Raw genomic sequence first — 21161 nt, 5'->3', positions numbered from 1 at the left:
CTACTCTTCAAGTTCTTTACGCACGAAAGGAAGTACGGATAAATTTTCTTTAGTAAGAATATCTTGTTTAACAAATGATTTAAGGTTAATAAATAAAATTAAGTCTTTCATATCCCCAAATGGAATATCTTTCGGTTCTATTCCTTGTAAGATTTTTTTTGCCATTAAACCTGCTTCTACGCCTATTTGCTTCTCTTGTACTCCTACCGCAATAGTTGCCCCGCTAATTACCGAACCTTCATCGGAAGCAATTATCGGAATACGGCGTTTAAATGCTTCTTGCTTTAAAATATTAATCCCACTGACTATTAAATGATCTTTCAAAATTATAAAACTCTGCGTATTTTCAGGAGCATTTTTTACAGCCACAGGCATATCATTGAAATTTTGTATCATTACCGTGTGCAGAGAAATATTGTTTTTTCCAGCATATAATTTTAACATTTCTACTTCAGGTATAACTTTCTCGCTACTGCTATAAATTAAAGTGATATTCTGTAAAAAAGGTAATTTACTAATGGTGTCAACGATTTTTATCTCATCGTTAACACCAGTAACTAAAGGTAGATTTTTACTATTAATCATAGCAGCAGCACAAACAATCGGTTTATTTGTTATATGAGAAATAACAGTTTGGCTGGCTGTCGTGCCTATTGGAATTATTACATCAATATCCTGATCTGTTATTTGCTTTATAATGGCAAGTAAAATATTAGAATCAGCATGAGCATTTTTAACTATAATTTCTGCATCTATATCTTTTAACGACTCTTTAATTCCTGATATAATCTCAGTCATTGCGGCATGTTCAAGTGGAACAATGACTGCTACTTTTTTTTGACCCGCATAAACTGCAGCTGTGATGAATAAAACAAAAAGAAAAGAAAAAAATTTTTGAAAAATATTAGAGATAAACATTTTAATATCCTGTTATAAGTTATAATTTAATAATCAAAATTTAAATTTGCATATAGCAAACACATAAACGCAAAAAATTATCTACGCCAACGCCAATTTTGTATTAAACTATTAACCTTTAAAGATATCATAAATATTTTTAACTGTAGCAATATAAAGTAAAGATAAAAAACTTATCTTTCTTTGACTAGAAGCTAAATAGTCAAGAAAGCTCTACCTTAGAGGCTATCTGTAAATAAATTTTAAGGCTAATTAAATTATTTTTTACTGTAAATTGTAAGACTTGTTTGCAATATAAAGTAATATTCTTGCAACAATCTTATCAATTTTCACTAAAAAAGCTCTTTAATTACCAATTAAAACTTATTTACAGATAGCCTCTTAATTTTTAATGTTTAGCACTATTTTTAGATTATGTCAATAACCAATAAATAGTACTAAAAGAATTACTTGAGCTAGCCTACTTCGATGTCATGACCGCTTTTACGAAACGTTATTATTGCATAAAGTTGTTGCACGGCTACAAACAACCTACTGGATGTCATCCCCGCATAACATTGTTGCGTGGATCGAAAAATGTATTTGGTATCATACCGTGGCTTGACCACGGCATCCAAAGTAACTTTAAAATACTAAATTTTTAGTACTTTAAATTGGATCCCGCGACTTAATCGCGGGATGACAGGGGTGGAATCGATCCACACAGGAATGACCGACACAAGCCATTAATCCTCTTAATGACGATTCAGTACCCATGCAGCAAGGCTTGCAAAATGAAAAAGGAATTCATTTCTTAAACTATGCATTTTCTGTTTGTTCCAATACCGTTTGCCCTAGTAATTGCGATAGAACATCTTGACCTGCTTCAGTCCAACTTACAGGTGGCTCTTCGTTTGGTAAACCTGTACCATAACGATCATTAAATACTCTCACTGCTTGCTGAGTAAATTGATCAAATGTACTTGTGGATTCTACTCCATAACCATATTCTTTTAAATTTTCCTGTAAAGTATTAACTTTTTCTCCAGTACTATCAAGACTTAATAATAATTTACTCTTTTGCTCTTGCGTAGTCTCAAAATATCTACCAAAACCAGCTTCAGCTAATTCTTTCCAAGGAAATTTTGATCCAGGAGCTATATGAGCATTGCCTTCTCGGTTTACAGTTACTTCACCAAGACCGACTAAATCATGTTTTAAATCTAAATTTGGATATCTTTCTGTTACATCCTTAAGAAATTCTTTTAATTTCCCTATTTGCTCTTCAGGAAAATCACTTTTTGCATCATTAATAAGCATGACTCCAATACCAAACTTATTAACACCTACTTCTCCTTTCCAACTACTCTTGCCTGCATAAAAAGCTTGATCTGTTAAATCATTATGATATTCTTTTTGAGTCCCATCCTTATCAATTATGTAATGAACACTTGCACCTCGCTCATCCAATACTTCACGAACAGCCTTAATATCCTTGCTTACAGAATAAGTAATTACTACACAGGTAGGTTTTACTCCTTCCGGTCTTGGGACCATATATTTACCATTTGGACTATTGGTATTACTAATACCGTTATTTTCAATAGCCTTACTTTTACTCATAACCTTCCTCCAATATATTTAATAATTGTTGACGGTTCAGAATTTACTAAACCTTAACAAAAATTAATACTTTGGTAATGCTAAGTCAATGAAAATTTAAATATTATTCACAAGGTATCGATACTGATCTGACACGTTCAATGATTATTTTTCTAATATTTGTAGTAAATGCTCTAGTTAACGATAAAAGTGCTCTTTCCATAGTCCTTGATAATTCTTTATAATCAAAAGAGACGTCATGTTCATATTGCCCTTCTGCTTCAGCAATATTATTTAAGAAATCACTTGCTATTTCTTTGAATAGATATTCAATTTTATTATTAGGAGTATTTTCATTGTCAGCTTTTAACTTTTCTTCTTCAGAACTATTAAAGCAATATTTTAAAGGCGTATTTAAAACTTTTGCAAAAACACATAACCTACTTATAGGTATATTACTTAAACCTTCTTCATATTTTTTAACTTGGAGAACACTAATATCGAAAAAGCTTGCCCTAATTCCTTTTGGCTAATACCTACAGCAAGACGTCGTTCTTTTAAACGTTCACTTGCAAGTTTGTCTGGATGTTTTATTGAATCATTCATTTTAACAATAAGCTTTAATTAAAAATTAATTATTAATAAAGGCTATTCAACTTTAATGCAGTATATATTACTTTATATTTAATCAAGCAACTTTATTAAAAATTAAATATAATAATGCTAAAACCCTTTGGTTATCAAGAATCAAGGCTAATAAATAATTAATTAAAAGTATAAAAACGATGAGTAATAAAATAGTAAAATTACCGAATTGCGAGAATATAGTGGGAGAGATTAGTTTTTTAGGAATTAAACCTTGAGTATCATTTATTTCATTTAGATTTAGTTTTTTTATTGTTCTGCCAAAAGGATCTACTATAGCTGAAATACCGTTATTCGCTACTCTAATCATAGGTAAACCGTTCTCTACGGCTCTACTTCTACTAATATGAAAATGCTGATATGGACCGCTGGATTTACCATACCATGCATCATTTGTAATATTAATTATTACATCGGCTATTTCATTATTCGTCCGTACAAAATCAGGAAAAATAGATTCATAACAAATCAAAGGTTTAATTTTAAGATTATATTTTTCAAGATAAACAAGCCCTCCGTTTCCTTCTTTATAATCAATTAAACCATGAGTTAATTTTTTAAACGGTAGTATCTTTTTAAGGGGCATATACTCACCGAAAGGTACTAAATGTGATTTATGGTATTCAAATAATTTATGATTATTTTTATCAAGAGCATACATAGCTGAGTAAAGTTCAAACTCATCACCTTGTTTTTTATTATCCGCAATTCCTCCTGTTATCAAAATAGCATTTGTAGAATTTAGCATTTTTAATAATTTTGATTTAACTTGCGGTATATCATCAGGTACTACTAATGCTGCCTCAGACCAAATAATTAAATCGGTAGGTTCCAAATTTTCCGATAAATTAATATGTAGCATTAAATTATGCCAAAATTCTTCTTCATTCCATTTTTCGGTTTGAGGTATTGAAGGTTGCACTAATCGTACTTTTATATCAGTGAAATTTGTATGGTTATTACTTAGCCTTACTGCTCCATAAATGACAATGATGGTTAATACTAGGACTGAACTAGCTAGTAATATTTTTAACTGAGTAAATTGCTTGCTAAATAAAGGATAAGCTGATGTAGAAATATATATAACTATAAAACTAAGGCCATATATCCCTATTATACTTAAAGGCTGTATTAAAATATCCGAAAACGAAAAAGCATAACCAATCAAATTCCAAGGAAGACCGGTAAAAATCCATGAACGTACCCACTCAAATAATACCCAACATAAACAGAATATAAATTGGTAATATTTATTATTTTTAGCAAAAAAACTAAGCGTGCAGCTTGCCGATATAAAGCAAGCTAAAACTATAGGTAGTCCAAATAACGCAAAAGGAATTGCCCACCAAAAATCTGCAATATAAACGCTAACACCGATACTTATCCAATATATTCCACTTAAAAAATGCCCAAAACCGAATAAATAACCAAATTTTGTGGCTTCTTGCCAATTTTCGGATTTTTGAACTATATAACATAAGTAAGATAACGTTAATAATGCCGGTATAAAGAAAGTCGGAGCAAAAACTAAACCGCTTAATATCCCTAGCAGTAAACATACGATTTTAGGTTTATACATTTTTATCGATTATTTGTTTACAAAATAATACATAATGCTATCATTTCAGCAAGTTTTAATATAATGAGTAAATAAATGACTACAGGATTACTACAAGGAAAAAAAGGCTTAATTACAGGTATTGCAAATAATATGTCAATATCGTGGACGATTGCACAGCTTGCTAAAAAACACGGAGCAGAGCTATGGTTTACTTATCAATCGGGAGTACTAGAAAAACGAGTTAAACCACTCGCTAAGGAAATAGGTTGTAATTTTGTTAGTGAACTTGATGTTACGAAGCCAAAATCAATTAGTAATTTATTTGATGATATAAAAGAGAAATGGGGTAGCTTCGATTTCTTACTTCACGGTATGGCTTTTGCCGATAAAAATGAATTAAAAGGACGTTATGTTGATACTAGCTTAGAAAATTTTCATAATTCTTTACATATATCATGTTACTCTCTTTTAGAACTCTCAAGGTCCGCAGAAGCCTTAATGCATAACGGCGGAAGCATTGTGACATTAACTTACTACGGCGCTGAAAAAGTTATACCTAATTATAACGTTATGGGAGTAGCCAAAGCTGCACTTGAGGCTAGTATAAAATATCTAGCAAACGATATGGGAGAAAATAATATTAGGGTAAATGCTATTTCGGCAGGACCTATCAAAACTTTAGCATCTAGTGCAATAGGTGATTTTAGTACTATGCTTAAATCTCACGCTGCAACCGCACCGTTAAAACGTAATACTACCCAAGAAGATGTAGGAGGAGCAGCAGTATATTTATTTAGTGAATTATCTAAAGGTGTTACCGGTGAAATCCATTATGTAGATTGCGGTTATAATATTATGGGAAGTAATAAATTATAAATTATTGTAGGGATTAATGTCATTCCCGCAAAAGCCTTGCTTGTGTAGACCAATAAAATCTGTGTCACCCCGTGGCTTGACCACAGGGTCCATAAAAACAATAAAAATACTAATAATATTAGTATATTAAGCTAGATCCCGTGAATAAAGCACGGGATGACAACTGTATTTTTCAAGTCACACAACAAAATCATCACAATCCATGATTTCTTTTTTTGAGGTGTTCAGGTTTTGGAGGAACAGGCGGTTTTTTAGACTTTGCCTGAACCTTTTTAGCCTCTAACGGCAATGCCAGATTATTGAATCTATTTAACTCTTTTGAGATTTGTTTTAACTGTTCTTGTACTTCTATCTTTAAAGGAGTATGAGAATTTTTCATTTCACTATTTATTATAGTGCCTATTTTCTCAAGATTTTCTTTAGAAATAGAATATGATTTTATACCTATATAATTAACAATCTTTGACCACCAATTTTGTCCTTTATCTAATCCTTGATATATTACATCTACTAAATCATTTTTTTTGAATGTTAATATATAATCAGAAGCTCCTTCTAAAGATTTAGATAAATGCCTTTTTATTTCTCCTTGTCTCTTATCTTCAATATTTACCTTTTTGTCTTTCTTGAGTTTTGTTATTGCTTTTTCAATTATTGAAGATATCTTAGTTTCTTTTCCTTCATGTGCTTTATTTTCTAAATTTTCTTTGGTATTAAAATTTATATTAGTTCCTATTTTAGCATCTACTAATTGTTTAGCATACTTACCGTTAGGATCTTGTATTTCTCGCTCTATCTCAGCAGATTTTAAACCTAATTTTGTATATATATCTGATTCTCGAAAAAGTGGAGCATATAATAAAAAATTAATACTTTGAGCTATTCTACTATCTATCAAATCTTTAGAATCTCTTTTGGGATAAAATTTTTCTTGTAAAATACGATAGTGATCTAATATTCCCTGTGTTATATCTTTTACATCAAGAGATTGTAATTCTCCTTTATCATTAAATTTTGCTTTCATACCTGAGCGTTTGGCTTCCAATAATAATATTTCTTGAAAAACTTTATTATTAGGAGTACGACAAACGAAATTAGGATCGTTATCCGGCATTAATTCATTTGCATTTTCCATTATTACTTGATTGAGTTTATGTAATTGCTCTTTATTAAGTTTTTTATCTAACAAACTTATAAAAGCTTCTCTTTGTTTTTGCTTACTTGCAGTACTAAAAGCCTGCTGCATCTTTTGCAAAACAACAAAATCAAAATTTTTGTTACCTATTTCTTGGATAACTAAATTTGCTAAATTTTTTGTTTCAGTATTTACTGTTTCTTTTTTATTTTTTGTAGCCATATTTAGTATTAATCTCACTTATAATTATTTAAATAATAATGATAGATTAAATTAATTTCTAGATGTTTTTACTATATTTATAATCAAAACTTTAAAACAGTATCTAGCAAGTCATACTGGTTCTGAGCTATTACCCAAAATTTCTATTGATTCTATTGTGTCATTATGCGATTGACTATGCATTACTAAATCTAAAAGATTTGAACATGTTAAATTGCTAATATAAACACCTTTTACATCATTTAATACATAATCAACCACTAATAATTTAGAATCAGCAGAAGTGCCATATAATGACATTTTTGTCTCAAATAATTTTTTAAATGTATCTAATTCAAGTAACTCTGCACATACAGCATGTTCTTTAATATCTCTACTTACAAATAAACTCATTATGCTTCGTGCTAAACTATTTTTAATATAAAAGCCTTTTAAGCATTCAATAAAATTTTCAAAAAAATTTAGTTCTTCAAAAGGAAGGTTGAAATCAGGTAATAATTCTTGATATAATTTTTTCTGCAATTCCTTTTTTTCAATTAGTTCTTCAAAAGGAAGGTTGCAATCAGGTAATAATTCTTGATATAATTTTTTCTGCAATGCCTCCTCCTCAAATTTTTTCAAATAGAAATTATCAATTAATAGCTTGTAAAGCTCAAGTATCCCACTAGGAAAGTTAATTTTCAAAGTTCCTTTTTTATCAATTTCTACAGTAAACCTGTTTTCTTTTGCTTCTAAATATATTAGATCTCGAAATATACTATCCTCTTTTGTTCTACGAAGTAAAAAAGCTGCATCTTTAGAATCAACTAAATCTAAAGCATGTTTCATTATTGTTACATTAAGCTCATGTAACATATTGTTAGATATCACCTCTTCTGCACATGCTAGAAAAGATTTTTTATCATCTATTTTTAATTTCCTTAAATTTTCTAGAACTTCTAAAGTTATTTCTCCTTGTTGAATTTTTTTAAGTAACTCATGATAGTTGCTAAATTTTACTTCTTGATTTTTGCATCCTAACCCGGCATAAACATTGCATCCTGATTCTTGCTTTTGAGCTAATCCAGGATATTCTTTTTCAATTTCTCTAGGTTTACTAATACAAGAGCTCATAATGTCTTTTAGCTTCATATAATTTATTCCTTACATTTAATAAGGAATATTATATTGAGTTAAGAAATATTAACAAGTACTTTGATAGAAGATTAAGATAAATTAATTTTTATTGAGAGGATGATGCAACAATGCTTTTTTGAGATGATTAGTTTGAAGATGAGTATATATTTGGGTAGTAGATATATCAGCGTGACCAAGCAGCTCTTGAATTACTCTTAAGTCTGCTCCGCCCTCAAGCAAATGACTTGCAAAACTGTGACGTAATATATGCGGAGAAATATACTCAGGGTTAAGTCCTGCATAAAGGGCAGCAGATTTTAACAGAATAGCAAAATTTTGCCTAGTCATATAACCCGCTAAAGCTGATGAGGGAAATAAATAAATTAGATTTCTTGGTTTAGCTTTATTCACAAAAACACCTCTAATTGCAAGATATTTAGCAATACTGATAACTGCCTGTTCATTTATTACTATGACTCTTTCCTTATTACCTTTACCAAGTACCGAAAATATTTTTCTTACTTCTCCTTTAGACGTTTTATTAGTCAGAATATCAGCAAGCTTAAGACTAACAAGCTCCGAGACTCTAAGACCGCTAGCATAAAGCAAATGAATCATAGCATTAAGCCTGATACCTTCAGGAGAATTATCTTGAGAGCAATGTTCAAGTAACGATTTAATTTGAGCTATAGATAATATTTCGGGAAGTTTATTTTGATATTTGGGCAAATCTACGTTAAGAACCGGATTAAACGCGGTATGGTTTTCGCTAATTAAAAATTCATAATAACTTTTTATAGTTGAGATTTTTCTGTTGATTGAACGTGCTTGCAAATCATTACTTGCTAGATACTCAATCCAGTCTCTAATATTCTCAGTAGTAATATTTAATTCGGATAATTTTTGTTTAGCAAGATAATTTTGAAAATCGAATAAGTCACGCTTATAGCTAAGTATAGAATTTTTTGACAATGCTCTCTCGGCTAAAAGCATTTCTAGGAATTGCGCAATAAATTCCATAAGATGTTTTAATTTCTATAATGGAGGCCAGGGTCGGAATCGAACCGACGCATAGAGGATTTGCAGTCCACGGCATTACCACTTTGCTACCCAGCCTAATCAGTGTCATACCACAATCCTATGTCATTCCTGCGAAAGCAGGAATCCATAAACGGATAATTGTATTTTTACTGGATTCCCGCTTTCGCGGGAATGACATAAATACTACCAACATCCATACAAAAAAGCAACTATTTTTATATTAAACTCCTAATCCTTACAGGATATTTAAACGATTTATCCTTCATACAATTCAAGAACTGGCTAACTGAATCTACTATATCGTCATTTTTAATATGGGGAAAATTCAGTAATTCCTTTAAAATTATGCTTGATTGTTTAGGTATTAGAACACTATCTGATTGCAATAAAGGAACTACCGAGGCGAATCTTGTAACTTTATCAAAGCTTGGCTTAATCCCTATCACTCTAATATTACCACCTAAAATCCTATATCTTGCATCAATTGTTGACCACTTGCTTTATCTTCGATTAATATAAATTTTGACTGATATTCTCTAGCTAATTTTTCCGTCAAATTCTTAAGCTCAGGATAATTAATTTTTGCCGTACTAATGATACTAGATAATATTTCTGTTCAAGAATCCCCCATATATTACAATTAATTGCCGTATCCCAGCTTTGCACAAAATAATCAAATCTTGAAGGTAGATTTTCATAAAATCTAATATCTTCCATATTCAGTAACGATGACCTTATAGCTGTCTAATAACTTTACCACTAAGATATTGATATTCTTTATTCATTAATTTAAAGGAGTAATCTTGAATGCTAATCGCCGGAATTTTTAAATGATGCCATGAATTGCTATTATTAAGTAGATAACCGGATAAATTATCCGTATGCAGACGCTGCATAACTAAAACTATCGCTCCCTTATTACGATTATTTAGTCTGCTAACAAAAGTTTGCTCAAACCAATCTATAACTTTCTTACGTATTTTATAAGAATGAATTTGCGTGGGGTTATGAGGATCATCGATAATTAAGATATCACCGCCCTCACCTGTTGCCGATCCCCCAACCGATGTTGCAAATCTAAAGCCATGAGCTGTCGTTAAAAACTTACTTTTTTGATTATGGGGTTTACTAAGGATAGTACTTGGGAAAAGTTCTTTATACCAATCAGAATTTAAAATGAACTGACAATCTAGTGAGTGTTTAATACTAAGTATTTGAGAATAGCTGGCAACCATAATCCTTTTGGTAGGATGAACCCCTATAAATAAGCAGGCTAAGCAACGCTAACACAAATAGATTGTAGTAAGCTCCTTGGCGGTATATTAATTATTAAACGATTAATATCACCGCTTTGCACGGCATTTAAATAATCGGTAATTATTCTTATATGCTTACTTGGATAATACTCCGCTCCAGGATTAATAGTATTAAATACCTTAATTATAAAACTATGAAAATCCTGTCGTAAAATAGAATTTAAGAGTTCTTTAGAGTGGAGCATATTGTACCTACATCGTCATTGCGAGGAAAAATTGTAAGTTTTGACTAAGCAATCTCCGGCAAGATTCCTAAGATTGCCACGCTCCTTGAAATCACTTGCAATGACCTTAAAACCTTATCATAAATTATCATTGCCATTAATCCCCGATAGTATATAATTTTGAAAAATAATATATTTATCTATGAAATTACTAAAAATTATTTTTATCATTACTATATGCATTAATTTTCCTATATTCGCAGAAAATTTAGAGTCGGTTACTACAACCGAAGATATTGAAAATGACGTATTTATCCCTCTTGATGAAAATCATCCTATTTTAAATCCAAACGATAATATTAATGATAGTTCTGAGTTTAAGAATTATACAAATGGCAAAATTATTGCTCTAAATAACATTACTGCTACTTCTGAAGAGATAGATTTTAAAGTCGGGGAAGAAAAATATTTCGGTAATATAAAAATCAAATTGCACAAATGTATAAAAAACCTTGATCCATATAATGAAGATAATTATTTGTTGATGACCATAACGGAATATAAAATGGACGAAGATCCTAATTTACTCTTTCAAGGATGGATGATTTCTTCAAGCATTTCACTTTCAACGTTTGAACACCCAATCTACGAAATTTTTGCTAAAGATTGTTTTTAGATGCAATATTTAATTTCAAGTTTAATATTTTTAATTCCAAGCCTTGGGATGCTGGCGGGCTTATCCGCTGCAGCTACTGTTACAATTTTTTTGCTTATATCATTCCTGCGAGGTATTAATCGTCATTGCGAGCGACTGAAAGGAGCGTGGCAATCCAGTAACAATGTCATACCGTGGCTTGACCACGGTATCCAAAAAATAAAAAAAGACTGGATCCCACTACAAGCTCACGGGATGACAATGTTATTCACCGCTTGGTGCTTTATATCTTGTTTATTCGCAATTCATCTTATTAATAGCTTAGCTACTTTTACTCAAGTTTTTATACTATTATTTCTTGGCTTTGCAGTTAGTAATTCTGCTCCTTTTCAAAATCGCTTACAGCTTAAAAAAGCCTTAATATTCGGAATTCTCACAGCAATATTATTATTCTTCATCGAATATTCTTCTAATGGATTTTTAACAAGAATATTCAAAACTAGTTTTGGCTTATATATGCTAGATCGTGGTTGTGCTTTACTTTCAATTACCGCTTGGGTAGCGATTATAATTTTACTTTCTAACGGCAAACGACATGCCTTAATGCTATATATATTAGTACTTTATTTACTAAGTATTTCCGATAGTTTAGCAAGTTTTTTAGGTTTCAGTATAGGAGGAGTAATATTTATTTTAACAAGATTTATGAAGCCGATATTTTTCACATTAATCGCAATAAGTTTAATTACCGGCTCGTTACTATTTCCTGTGATAGCTAAACAAATAGAACCACAAGATTTATCTGAAAAATATTTAGCTACACAACCTTCCGCTGCTCATCGTTTATTTATTTGGCATTTCGTCGCAAACAAAATCATTGAAAAGCCGATTTTAGGCTATGGCTTAGCTTCTTCTAAATATATCGAAGCTGGTGATAGTGAAATGATCGATTACAACGGAGAAAAATGGCATCCTTTGCCGCTTCATCCTCATAATAATATATTACAAATTACTCTTGAACTCGGTATAATAGGTTTAATATTATTTTTATGCTTAGTTTATAAATATCTCAAACAAATTAGTAATCTCGAAAATAAAAATTTCAAGGCAATTGCCTATGCATGTTTTATAAATTACTATATTATCGGCATGATTTCATATAATATTTGGCAAATATGGTGGATATCAAGCGGTATTTGGGTACTAGTTTTAATGAAGCTACTAGTTAAACCTGATATTGTCATTGATAATTGATGCTATTTGAGGTAAATATAGAGTTAAGTGTCATTAAATCTACGTCATTGCAAGCAGCCGTAGGCTGCGTGGCAATCTCATCAAATATCCTGAGATTGCTTCGTCGCATTACTGTGCAATTCTTCTCGCAATGACGGAACAATATAATAAAAAACATATGCTACAAAACTCAGCACTTTTACAAGAATATCTACCGATTGCTATATTTTTCGGTATTGCGGTATTGGTTTCCGGTTTAATAATGATTCTACCTAACCTATTATCGACAAAAAAATATAATCAAGATAAGCTAGAACCTTATGAGTGCGGTTTTGAGCCTTTTAGCGATGCAAGATCAAAATTTGACATATGTTTTTACTTAGTTGCTATTTTATTTATTATCTTTGATCTTGAAATTGCATTTTTAGTGCCTTGGGCTATTAGTCTTAATACGATAGGTAAAATAGGCTTTTTCTCAATGATGTTTTTCTTATTCGTACTTATTATCGGGTTCATATATGAATGGAAGAAAGGAGCTTTAGACTGGTAGTAATATGAAAAATAATTTTTATCAAGAAGACGAATTATTAAGTAATGAGCTTTCTAATAGAGGATTCTTACTCACTAAAGTTGATAACGTTATAGGCTGGGCGAGAGCTAATTCCTTATGGCCTATGACTTTTGGGCTTGCTTGTTGTGCTGTTGAGATGATGCAGGCAGCAGCAAGTAGATATGATATGGATCGCTTCGGTATGTTATTTAGACCAAGTCCAAGACAGTCCGACCTTATGATAGTTGCAGGAACGCTTACTAACAAAATGGCACCGGCTCTACGTAAAGTATATGATCAGATGGCTGAACCTAAATGGGTGCTTTCAATGGGTAGCTGTGCCAATGGCGGCGGCTATTACCACTTTTCCTATTCGGTAGTGCGTGGCTGTGATAGAATCGTACCGGTTGACGTATATGTCCCTGGCTGCCCTCCTACCGCCGAAGCATTAATTTACGGGCTGATGCAGTTACAGAAAAAAATTAAACGCACTACAGGTTTTAAGTATGACGCTAGACAAACTCATTGAAAGACTTGCAGCTAAATCTAGCATTTTAATCACTCCGATCACGGTTAAAGATTACCTAGCTTATAAAATCGAGCCGAATTTTTTATTGCCGTTTTTAAAAGCTTTAAAAGAATCGGAAGAATTACGCTTCACTTTACTTACTGATTTATTTGGGGCTGATTTTCCTCAGAATAACGTAGTCAATTCAGTTGGGCTTGACCACAAGGAGCAAGGCGCAAAGCCTATAACTAATAGGAGAACGACGAGCAACAATGTAGGCGAGTCCAAATCAATTGACTATAAAAGGTTTGAAGTAGTATATAATTTATTAAGCTTAAAATTAAATAAGCGTCTTATAATAAAAGTATATATATCTGAAAAAGAAACTATACCTTCAGCAATGAATATATTTAGTGCCGCTTGTTGGTATGAGCGTGAAGTTTATGATATGTACGGGGTAAATTTCGAGGGTAATGACGATAAAAGACGCATACTAACCGATTACGAATTTGAGGGGCATCCATTACGTAAAGATTTCCCGTTAACAGGCTATACACAAGTTAAATATGATGAGAAGCTAAAAACAGTAGCTTATGCACCGGTCGATTTAGACATAGAATATCGTGAGTTTGATTTTAGCTCGCACTGGCATAGCCCGAGTTATGTATTGCCAGGTGATGAGAAGGCAACCGATGTCATTCCTGCGAAAGCAGGAATCCAGAAATAAAATGAATGTCATCCTGTGACTTGATCGCGGGATCCAGAAAAAATACAAAAGACTGGACCCCGTGGTCAAGCGAACTAGGTAACAGTAGGAAAAATACTATGACTAACAACACCAAAACTATAACTCTAAACCTTGGTCCACAGCATCCGGCAACTCACGGAGTTTTAAGGTTAATCCTTGAGATGGACGGGGAAGTAGTAAATAATGCCGACCCTCATATTGGGTTACTTCATCGTGGTACGGAAAAGCTTATTGAGCATAAAACATATTTGCAGGCTATACCATATTTTGATCGTCTTGATTATGTTTCGCCGATGTGTCAGGAACATGCATTTGCTTTAGCTGTTGAGTCGTTATTAGAATGCGAAGTCCCACGAAGAGCTCAGTTTATCAGGGTACTATTCTCAGAGCTAACAAGAATTTTGAACCATACTTTGAATATTGGCAGCCAAGCTTTAGATATCGGTGCTACTACTCCTTTATTATGGCTCTTTGAAGAGCGAGAAAAGATCATGGAATTTTACGAGCATGTTTCCGGCTCTCGTATGCATTCAAACTACTTTAGACCGGGCGGGGTTGCAGCAGATTTACCCGAAGGTTTACTTGAGGATATAGATAAGTTTATAGAACAGTTTCCTCCTAAACTTCACGATATTGAAAGTCTACTAAATGAAAATAGATTATGGAAACAACGTTTAGTAGATATCGGCGTTGCGTCTCAAAAAGAGGCAATGGACTGGGGGTTTTCAGGACCAATGCTTAGAGGTTCGGGTATAGCTTGGGATTTACGCAAGTCAAACCCTTATGACGTTTACGATGAAATGGACTTTAAAGTACCAATCGGCAAAAACGGTGATTGTTACGACAGATATTTCGTTCGTATGCTTGAAATGTACGAATCAATCAAGATAATCAAGCAATGTATAGAAAAAATGCCGAAAGGTGCAATTAAAACCGATGATCCTAAATTAACACCACCGACAAGAGCCAAAATGAAAGAATCTATGGAAGCAATGATTCATCATTTTAAGCTCTATACGGAAGGATATGACGTCCCAGCCGGCGAGACCTATAAAGCCGTAGAAGCCCCTAAAGGCGAATTTGGTGTATATTTATACTCGCAAGGAGGTAATAGACCTTATAGATGTCGTATTAAAGCACCCGGCTTTGCTCATTTGCAAGGACTAGATTTTATGTCTAAAGGTCATTTAATGGCAGATGTTATTACTATTATTGCAACGCTTGATATAGTATTTGGTGAGATAGATAGGTAATATATTTGTCATGCCGTGGGCTTGTACTTACGTTGCTCTGTCATTCCTGCGAAAACAGGAATCCATAAAATAAAACTAAAAAACAAAAAATGTATTGGGTATATATATTATGCTCTAATAAGCATGGTACTTTATATATTGGTATTACTAATAATATAATACGTCGTGCTTATGAACATAAACAAAAAATAATAAAAGGTTTTACCTCAAAATATAATATTATAAAGCTTGTTTATACAGAAGAATTTACTGATATTCAAGAAGCGCTTACAAGAGAAAAAACTTGAAAAAATGGCAACGTAGTTGGAAAATAGAACTGATAGAAAAAACTAATCCTGAATGGAAAGATTTAATTAAATAGTTCTACGGATTCCTGCTTGCACAGAAATGACATAAAACTATACCGTACTAAAAATATATGAATACAAAAATTACAAATTTTACATTTGATAAGAAAAATTTAAATCTAGCAGAAGAGATTATAAAAAAATATCCACCGCATGGAAAAAGAAGTGCAATACTTCCGCTGCTTGATCTAGCACAACGTCAAAACGGCGGCTGGCTACCTGTTCCTGCTATCGAATATGTCGCAAATATGTTAGCAATGCCTTATATACGGGCTTATGAGGTTGCAACATTTTATACTATGTTTAACTTAAAGCGAGTTGGTAAATATCATATCCAAGTATGTACTACTACTCCTTGCTGGCTGCGTGGTAGTGATGATATAATGAAAATTTGCGAAAAGAAATTAGGTGTAAAACTCAAAGAAACTACTGAAGATCAAAAATTTACTTTAAGCGAGATAGAATGTTTGGGAGCATGCGTTAACGCTCCGGTCGTACAAATTAATGACGATTATTATGAAGATCTAACTCAAGAAAAAATGGGGAAAATAATAGACAAGCTTCAAAATGACTAGAATCTTATTATTATTACTTAGATTTTATCAATATTTCATTTCTCCACTACTTGGCAATAATTGCCGGTTTCACCCCACTTGTTCTGAATATGCCAAAGAAGCTATATCAATGCACGGCAGCATAAAAGGCTTGTGGCTTACCTTTAAAAGAATCATCAAATGTCAACCGTTTTGCGACGGCGGATATGATACCGTTCCAATCTCTATAAAAAATTCTAAACCACTTAATAAAAAAATATAAATTATGTTTATTGTAAACCTTAAATATACCTTAGGCTTAGATCTTTCTTCTGTTGAAAAATTTATGCTGAATATGAAATTACTAACTTCACTCCTACAAAATGGCATAAGAATTTAAATATTTTTTTTCAAAAACATGAATAAACTAATCCCTTTACCTCGTGAATTTTTTGCAAGAGATACTAATGTAGTAAGCACTGAGTTAATCGGTAAAGCTCTTTATTTCCAAGGTAAAACAGCTATCATTACTGAAACTGAAAGCTATATAGGGCAGAATGATCCTGCTTGCCATGCAGCAAGAGGGCGGACAAAAAGAACGGATATAATGTTTGGTCCTGCAGGCTTTAGCTATGTCTATTTAATTTACGGAATGTATTATTGTTTAAATTTCGTAACCGAAGCTAAAGGCTTCCCTGCTGCGACCTTAATAAGAGGCGTACATGTTATTTCGCCTGAAAATCTATACCTCAACGGTCCGGGTAAATTATGCAAATATTTAGGAATTAACATTTCTCATAATAAATGCGATCTTATAAATAACAACGAATTTTTTGTCGGCGATATCGGCTTAAAGCTACCCTACTCTACTACTGCTCGTATAGGTATTACTAAAGGCACGGATAAATTATGGCGTTATGTTGTTACAGATATCACTAATTTAATCTCTCAATATAATGTACAGCCTTAATAAGGTCATATTGATTTACGGCAAAAGGACCTTGAAAAGGTTTGTCTAATATAAATAATAACAAAAGCATTGATGATGAAGTGATACAAACTAAACCAACCGAAATCTTATGTAAATAAAGCTTGGTGCCAAGCATACAGACAAAAATTAAATTAATAGCAGTCATTCATACATACAACTATCCAATATTGAATTAAGGAAAATAGGACATTTTAATCCTGTTATACCTTACTGTATAAAGCTCTTTTATCTCCTCAATGATGTCCTGCTTAGTCAATAGCTGCATTTGCTCGCTTGTTTTATAAGCTTGTAGTCTCTTATTAATATCTTGGAGGAAACTAAGAGCTTCATGACCGATTGGCTTGCCGTCTTTCATTAATTGCCATTCACGCCGCATTACACCTTTGGTATAATTTTTAATATCTAGATAAATTGTAGGCCTCATTTCATGAGGAAGCCAACCTACACTATCTGCAAGCCTCATCAACACTATAGATTCTGCTGCCACCCCTTCTTGTACTTTATTAAAATTACCGAGTAAATAAATTAATACAAAACCGGTTGATACTGCATACATACTACCGACTACACCCGATAAAAACCCGCCAAGACTTCCAAGCTCTTCTTTTGGAAAATTATTAGGAATAATGTATTTTGTTAAATATAAACATCCCGCACAAAAACCCATCAAAACAATATTAGGCACGGTATAGATAAAGTCAATTATATGATTACATAGTATTATTAACCATGTCCTGCTGAATATTTATGTAATAGAATTTGATAAGGTAATCCCTCATAAGCAGCTTTTTGTTTTATTCTCATTAAATCACTACTAGAAATACGAATATTTATTCGAGTATCTTTTTTTAAATCATTAGCTGCTGCCACTTGTGCTATATGTTTCTCTTGTTCAAAATTTTTAATTCTTTGCCATTCATCATTTTCAAAAGACTCCAGCAATGCGTTTTCTTCAGCATCTAGTATTATATTTGATATATTCTCTTTATTTCTCATTACTTTTTCCTATTTTTAGATATTTCTGAGTAGCTTTGTGACGTGGAATAATAGTCTTTAAAAAAACTGTTCCATCAACTTCAATAATAAAAGGCACTAAATAGGCGTATTCATTAAATTTAACTATATAAATTTTTTGCTCTGAATATTTATTAGGATTTGGATGTTCTATTATATCCAATAAACAATTACTTTCTATAACTGATATTATTTCTTCAAAACTTACCTTGCGCTCACTTATTAAGTTATAATTTTTTTCAGCCGAAAAGCTATAATTATATTTCTTTGTCATCTTATGATATTAGTACAATGTATGCTTTATGTCCACACTACACTTCCATCTCTTCTAAGACCACTGTAGAATCAGCAAGTTTAGTAATTTTTTCAATTTTTAACCGAGCTTCTTTTAGTTTTTTCTCACAATGATTCTTAAGTAAAATACCTCTTTCAAAGCTATTAACTGCCGTCTCTAGACTCTCTTGTCCGTTATCTATTTTTTTAACAATTTCCTCAAGCTCTTTTAAAGCTTCTTCAAAGCTAATATTTGCTTCTAAAGTTTTAGTATTAGTCATTTATTTTTATTTTTTAATGGTTATCTGTAGTAATTGTGTCTTCAGTTGTTTGGGGTATAAGTAATTTTTTTAGCTCACTACTATCAAAAGTTTTCTTAGGAGCAAAAATACTCCCTTGCATTTTTATATTAAGATGTGCCAAGCTATCTTTATCAGAACTTGTATTTGAGGTATTTAACTTAACAAGCCTTGCCGGCACGTAAAATGATAAAATACTAGATGCATCCATATCAAAATTATATATGTTAACTGCAAAAGAGGCTGCACCGCTACTATATTGTGTTGTAAATTTTACTTTCTTTAAAAGGACAATACCTTTTTGTAGTTCAATATCACCGCTTATACCTCTAATATTTTCTTGTCCTGTGGTTATAGCACTATTTATATCTTTATCTAAATTTTGTACCTTATAATCAGCTGTATCAATTTTTTCTATAAAAGCATCAATTGCAAAATTATTAACATCTATATTGTTTATAGCAAATTGTGATTTTGTAGTAAGGTTATATAGCTGGCTTTGAAGAGTGTTACCGTTAGTTTCTAAACTACCGCTTATACTTATTTTTCCGCCACTTGCAGTAAATATTTTAGGCATAAGAGCTGAAACTTTGTTTAAATCTATTGTATTTAAAGCATATACGAAATTTATAGCATAAGGTTCTAATAAAATATTGCCGTTACCTTGAAGGTTACCGCCTAATAATTCTGCTTCAATATTATTAAATTGTAATAAATTATTATTATTTGCTACATAAAATTTAACATTTTTCAATATTAAATCATTTTGTAATAATGTCGACAATGTACCGGAAACTTGTAAGGTAGCTTTATCTAAACTATAATCATTTATTAATTTATTTCTTAAATTAAGCATTCCTGCTGGTGATAATAAATCAGTAGTAAGATTACCGTCCTTAATTTCTACGGTCAAAGACGGTAATACACTCGATGCATCTAAGTTCCAGCTAGTTGATAAATAGCTGTTAGCAGTTTTAAAATCTAAATTACTAATTTTTATATTAGCTGGTATGATTTTAGCAAGCAAATTCATTTTGTCAAATACATGATCGTTATACTTAACGCTATCTATCAGAATATCTAAATTAGCTAAATATCCTATTGTTCTAATAGGGATGAATTTACTTGGATAATCTAGAGCTTTCATATCTTTAGTTAAATTTTTTGTAAATTCGATAAGCGGCGAAATTATTGGATACGTTCCACTGCTTAAGTCAAGCGAAGATATATTAAGCGTAGCATCTAACCGAGGTGTTTGAGCAATAAATTTACTAGAAAAATTTCCTGATAAATTTAAATTATCTGTTTTGAGTAATAAATTTTTAAAAAATAAATCTATTAAAGTGAGTTTTAAATCCGATGACAAGCTAAAAGGAATAGCTTCTTTAATAGTAACGTCGTTAAATCCTAAAATATTCAGTAACGAATTTATATCGTTGTGCTTTAAATAAAACTGTCCATCGAACATACTTCTAACGGCATTCTGTGTTACATTACCTGTAAGCTTAAATTCTCCACCTGATTTAATATTACCTGAAAATTCATTTATCTTTAAAGTACCCTTTGATAAGTTAGAAGAAAAGACTATTTTTTCTAGTTTTTCATTATTACTTAAAATTATTTCGTTAATTACCAAGTCTGTTTTAAGTAATTTATTGGCAAAAATAAATCTAATATTTGAAGAAGAAGTATTAAATGTTACCTCTGCATTTGGAGAAATTAACGAACTTAAATCTATTTTAGGAAAATCTAGTTTTACATTAGTAGTAATATTATCATTTTTAGCAATGTTAACAAATCCATGACCAATAATAAAAGATGATGCTATTACTATGTCTTTTAGCTCTATTTCATCTTCATTATTTGAAATATTAAATTTAACGTTTACTGCCTCATGTTGATTAAATTTATTAAAAAGATGGTGTAAATCCGGTAATATATTATACATTACCGATGCTAAATTTTTAATCTGATATTCACCACTACCGCTAGTAAGCTTAGAATCTTTGTAAATTTGCGATAACTTAAAACCATAATCATTATTATCAATATTAAGACTAAAATCTACTATATCGTCACGTTTATTAATTGAACCTGAAATTTTACCTATATAGTTACTTGTAGTTTTAAATATGTAATTAGACGATAAAGCATTTTCTTTTTTTAATATAAAATTATTAAA

Annotated in this window: 24 protein-coding genes, 1 tRNA gene and 2 pseudogenes; 11 read left to right on the top strand and 16 right to left on the bottom strand. The window is 31.6% G+C overall.

From position 1 onward, the window contains the following. From TENJIKU01_RS00525 to lnt, 4 genes are all read right to left on the bottom strand, one after another. Complete coding sequence (locus TENJIKU01_RS00525) at positions 1 to 918, bottom strand: ABC transporter substrate binding protein (RefSeq protein WP_064428796.1); 918 nt, start codon at positions 916 to 918, stop codon at positions 1 to 3. A 798-nt stretch (positions 919 to 1716) separates the two neighbouring features. Next, the gene (locus tag TENJIKU01_RS00520) at positions 1717 to 2520 is read right to left on the bottom strand and encodes an N-acetylmuramoyl-L-alanine amidase (protein ID WP_064428795.1); all 804 of its coding nucleotides are present in this window, start codon (positions 2518 to 2520) and stop codon (positions 1717 to 1719) included. Positions 2521 to 2958: 438 nt separating this feature from the next. Beyond that, the gene (locus tag TENJIKU01_RS08735; protein WP_172794997.1) at positions 2959 to 3105 is read right to left on the bottom strand and encodes a hypothetical protein; all 147 of its coding nucleotides are present in this window, start codon (positions 3103 to 3105) and stop codon (positions 2959 to 2961) included. A gap of 82 nt (positions 3106 to 3187) precedes the next feature. Continuing rightward, positions 3188 to 4723: an apolipoprotein N-acyltransferase gene (gene lnt, locus TENJIKU01_RS00510; protein WP_064428793.1), complete on the bottom strand. Its 1536-nt coding sequence runs from the start codon at positions 4721 to 4723 to the stop codon at positions 3188 to 3190. Positions 4724 to 4798: 75 nt separating this feature from the next. Between lnt and fabI the strand changes: the two genes are divergently transcribed. Next, complete coding sequence (fabI, locus tag TENJIKU01_RS00505) at positions 4799 to 5581, top strand: enoyl-ACP reductase FabI (RefSeq protein WP_064428792.1); 783 nt, start codon at positions 4799 to 4801, stop codon at positions 5579 to 5581. Positions 5582 to 5774: 193 nt separating this feature from the next. On the opposite strand, the gene TENJIKU01_RS00500 is transcribed toward fabI, so the two are convergent. The 7 genes from TENJIKU01_RS00500 to TENJIKU01_RS09265 all read right to left on the bottom strand — a co-directional run bounded on the left by TENJIKU01_RS00500 (position 5775) and on the right by TENJIKU01_RS09265 (position 10596). Beyond that, positions 5775 to 6938: a DUF5410 domain-containing protein gene (locus tag TENJIKU01_RS00500; RefSeq protein WP_064428791.1), complete on the bottom strand. Its 1164-nt coding sequence runs from the start codon at positions 6936 to 6938 to the stop codon at positions 5775 to 5777. Positions 6939 to 7049: 111 nt separating this feature from the next. Next, on the bottom strand, positions 7050 to 8069 hold the full coding sequence (locus tag TENJIKU01_RS00495) for a DUF5410 family protein (RefSeq protein WP_064428790.1): 1020 nt from the start codon (positions 8067 to 8069) through the stop codon (positions 7050 to 7052). Between the two features lie 84 nt (positions 8070 to 8153). Continuing rightward, entirely contained in the window at positions 8154 to 9074 is a 921-nt protein-coding gene (locus tag TENJIKU01_RS00490; RefSeq protein ID WP_064428789.1) for a site-specific tyrosine recombinase XerD, read from the bottom strand. A 21-nt stretch (positions 9075 to 9095) separates the two neighbouring features. Then, a tRNA-Cys gene (locus TENJIKU01_RS00485) sits at positions 9096 to 9170 on the bottom strand. A 477-nt stretch (positions 9171 to 9647) separates the two neighbouring features. Further along, entirely contained in the window at positions 9648 to 9812 is a 165-nt protein-coding gene (locus tag TENJIKU01_RS09275) for a hypothetical protein (protein WP_227779772.1), read from the bottom strand. Between the two features lie 17 nt (positions 9813 to 9829). Further along, positions 9830 to 10330, bottom strand: coding sequence for a hypothetical protein (locus TENJIKU01_RS09270; protein ID WP_227779770.1), 501 nt, complete (start codon positions 10328 to 10330; stop codon positions 9830 to 9832). A 38-nt stretch (positions 10331 to 10368) separates the two neighbouring features. Further along, positions 10369 to 10596 carry a hypothetical protein gene (locus TENJIKU01_RS09265; protein WP_227779768.1) on the bottom strand — a complete coding sequence of 76 codons (228 nt, stop codon included), beginning with the start codon at positions 10594 to 10596 and terminating at the stop codon, positions 10369 to 10371. 181 nt (positions 10597 to 10777) lie between these two features. Between TENJIKU01_RS09265 and TENJIKU01_RS00475 the strand changes: the two genes are divergently transcribed. From TENJIKU01_RS00475 to TENJIKU01_RS00430, 10 genes and pseudogenes are all read left to right on the top strand, one after another. Continuing rightward, entirely contained in the window at positions 10778 to 11251 is a 474-nt protein-coding gene (locus TENJIKU01_RS00475) for a DUF2155 domain-containing protein (protein ID WP_064428788.1), read from the top strand. Then, positions 11252 to 12484 (top strand): O-antigen ligase family protein, encoded by a 1233-nt coding sequence (locus TENJIKU01_RS10040; RefSeq protein ID WP_064428787.1) that lies wholly within the window; start codon positions 11252 to 11254, stop codon positions 12482 to 12484. It begins immediately after the preceding gene. Positions 12485 to 12641: 157 nt separating this feature from the next. Then, entirely contained in the window at positions 12642 to 13013 is a 372-nt protein-coding gene (locus TENJIKU01_RS00465) for an NADH-quinone oxidoreductase subunit A (RefSeq protein WP_064428924.1), read from the top strand. A gap of 4 nt (positions 13014 to 13017) precedes the next feature. After that, positions 13018 to 13542 (top strand): NuoB/complex I 20 kDa subunit family protein, encoded by a 525-nt coding sequence (locus TENJIKU01_RS00460; protein WP_064428786.1) that lies wholly within the window; start codon positions 13018 to 13020, stop codon positions 13540 to 13542. Beyond that, on the top strand, positions 13520 to 14248 hold the full coding sequence (locus TENJIKU01_RS00455; protein WP_064428785.1) for an NADH-quinone oxidoreductase subunit C: 729 nt from the start codon (positions 13520 to 13522) through the stop codon (positions 14246 to 14248). The genes TENJIKU01_RS00460 and TENJIKU01_RS00455 overlap by 23 nt, the downstream gene beginning before the upstream one ends. A 98-nt stretch (positions 14249 to 14346) precedes the next feature. Further along, positions 14347 to 15522 (top strand): NADH dehydrogenase (quinone) subunit D, encoded by a 1176-nt coding sequence (gene nuoD, locus TENJIKU01_RS00450; RefSeq protein ID WP_014273401.1) that lies wholly within the window; start codon positions 14347 to 14349, stop codon positions 15520 to 15522. 89 nt (positions 15523 to 15611) lie between these two features. Next, a pseudogene (locus TENJIKU01_RS00445) lies at positions 15612 to 15883 on the top strand (GIY-YIG nuclease family protein). A gap of 57 nt (positions 15884 to 15940) precedes the next feature. Next, positions 15941 to 16444 carry an NADH-quinone oxidoreductase subunit NuoE gene (gene nuoE / locus TENJIKU01_RS00440; RefSeq protein WP_016926163.1) on the top strand — a complete coding sequence of 168 codons (504 nt, stop codon included), beginning with the start codon at positions 15941 to 15943 and terminating at the stop codon, positions 16442 to 16444. Then, positions 16437 to 16685 carry a membrane protein insertion efficiency factor YidD gene (yidD, locus tag TENJIKU01_RS00435; RefSeq protein WP_014392116.1) on the top strand — a complete coding sequence of 83 codons (249 nt, stop codon included), beginning with the start codon at positions 16437 to 16439 and terminating at the stop codon, positions 16683 to 16685. Before nuoE ends, yidD begins: the two co-directional genes overlap by 8 nt. Before the next feature lie 135 nt (positions 16686 to 16820). Beyond that, a complete protein-coding gene (locus TENJIKU01_RS00430) occupies positions 16821 to 17372 on the top strand; it encodes a DNA-3-methyladenine glycosylase (protein ID WP_014273397.1) in 552 nt (183 codons plus the stop codon). Here the strand turns inward: TENJIKU01_RS00430 and TENJIKU01_RS00425 are convergent. The 5 genes and pseudogenes from TENJIKU01_RS00425 to TENJIKU01_RS00405 all read right to left on the bottom strand — a co-directional run. Beyond that, positions 17338 to 18060, bottom strand: a pseudogene (locus TENJIKU01_RS00425) (hypothetical protein). The gene TENJIKU01_RS00430 and the pseudogene TENJIKU01_RS00425 overlap by 35 nt on opposite strands. Positions 18061 to 18116: 56 nt before the next feature. Beyond that, positions 18117 to 18389, bottom strand: coding sequence for a hypothetical protein (locus TENJIKU01_RS00420; RefSeq protein ID WP_064428784.1), 273 nt, complete (start codon positions 18387 to 18389; stop codon positions 18117 to 18119). Further along, on the bottom strand, positions 18379 to 18681 hold the full coding sequence (locus TENJIKU01_RS00415) for a hypothetical protein (protein WP_064428783.1): 303 nt from the start codon (positions 18679 to 18681) through the stop codon (positions 18379 to 18381). Before TENJIKU01_RS00415 ends, TENJIKU01_RS00420 begins: the two co-directional genes overlap by 11 nt. A gap of 37 nt (positions 18682 to 18718) precedes the next feature. After that, a complete protein-coding gene (locus TENJIKU01_RS00410) occupies positions 18719 to 18961 on the bottom strand; it encodes an exodeoxyribonuclease VII small subunit (protein ID WP_004996011.1) in 243 nt (80 codons plus the stop codon). Positions 18962 to 18974: 13 nt separating this feature from the next. Further along, the coding region (locus TENJIKU01_RS00405) for an AsmA-like C-terminal region-containing protein (RefSeq protein ID WP_064428782.1) at positions 18975 to 21161 on the bottom strand (2187 nt) is incomplete at its 5' end.

Source organism: Rickettsia sp. Tenjiku01 (assembly GCF_001653015.1).
Classification (GTDB): domain Bacteria; phylum Pseudomonadota; class Alphaproteobacteria; order Rickettsiales; family Rickettsiaceae; genus Rickettsia; species Rickettsia rickettsii.
This window is presented reverse-complemented; position numbering and strand designations above follow the sequence as displayed.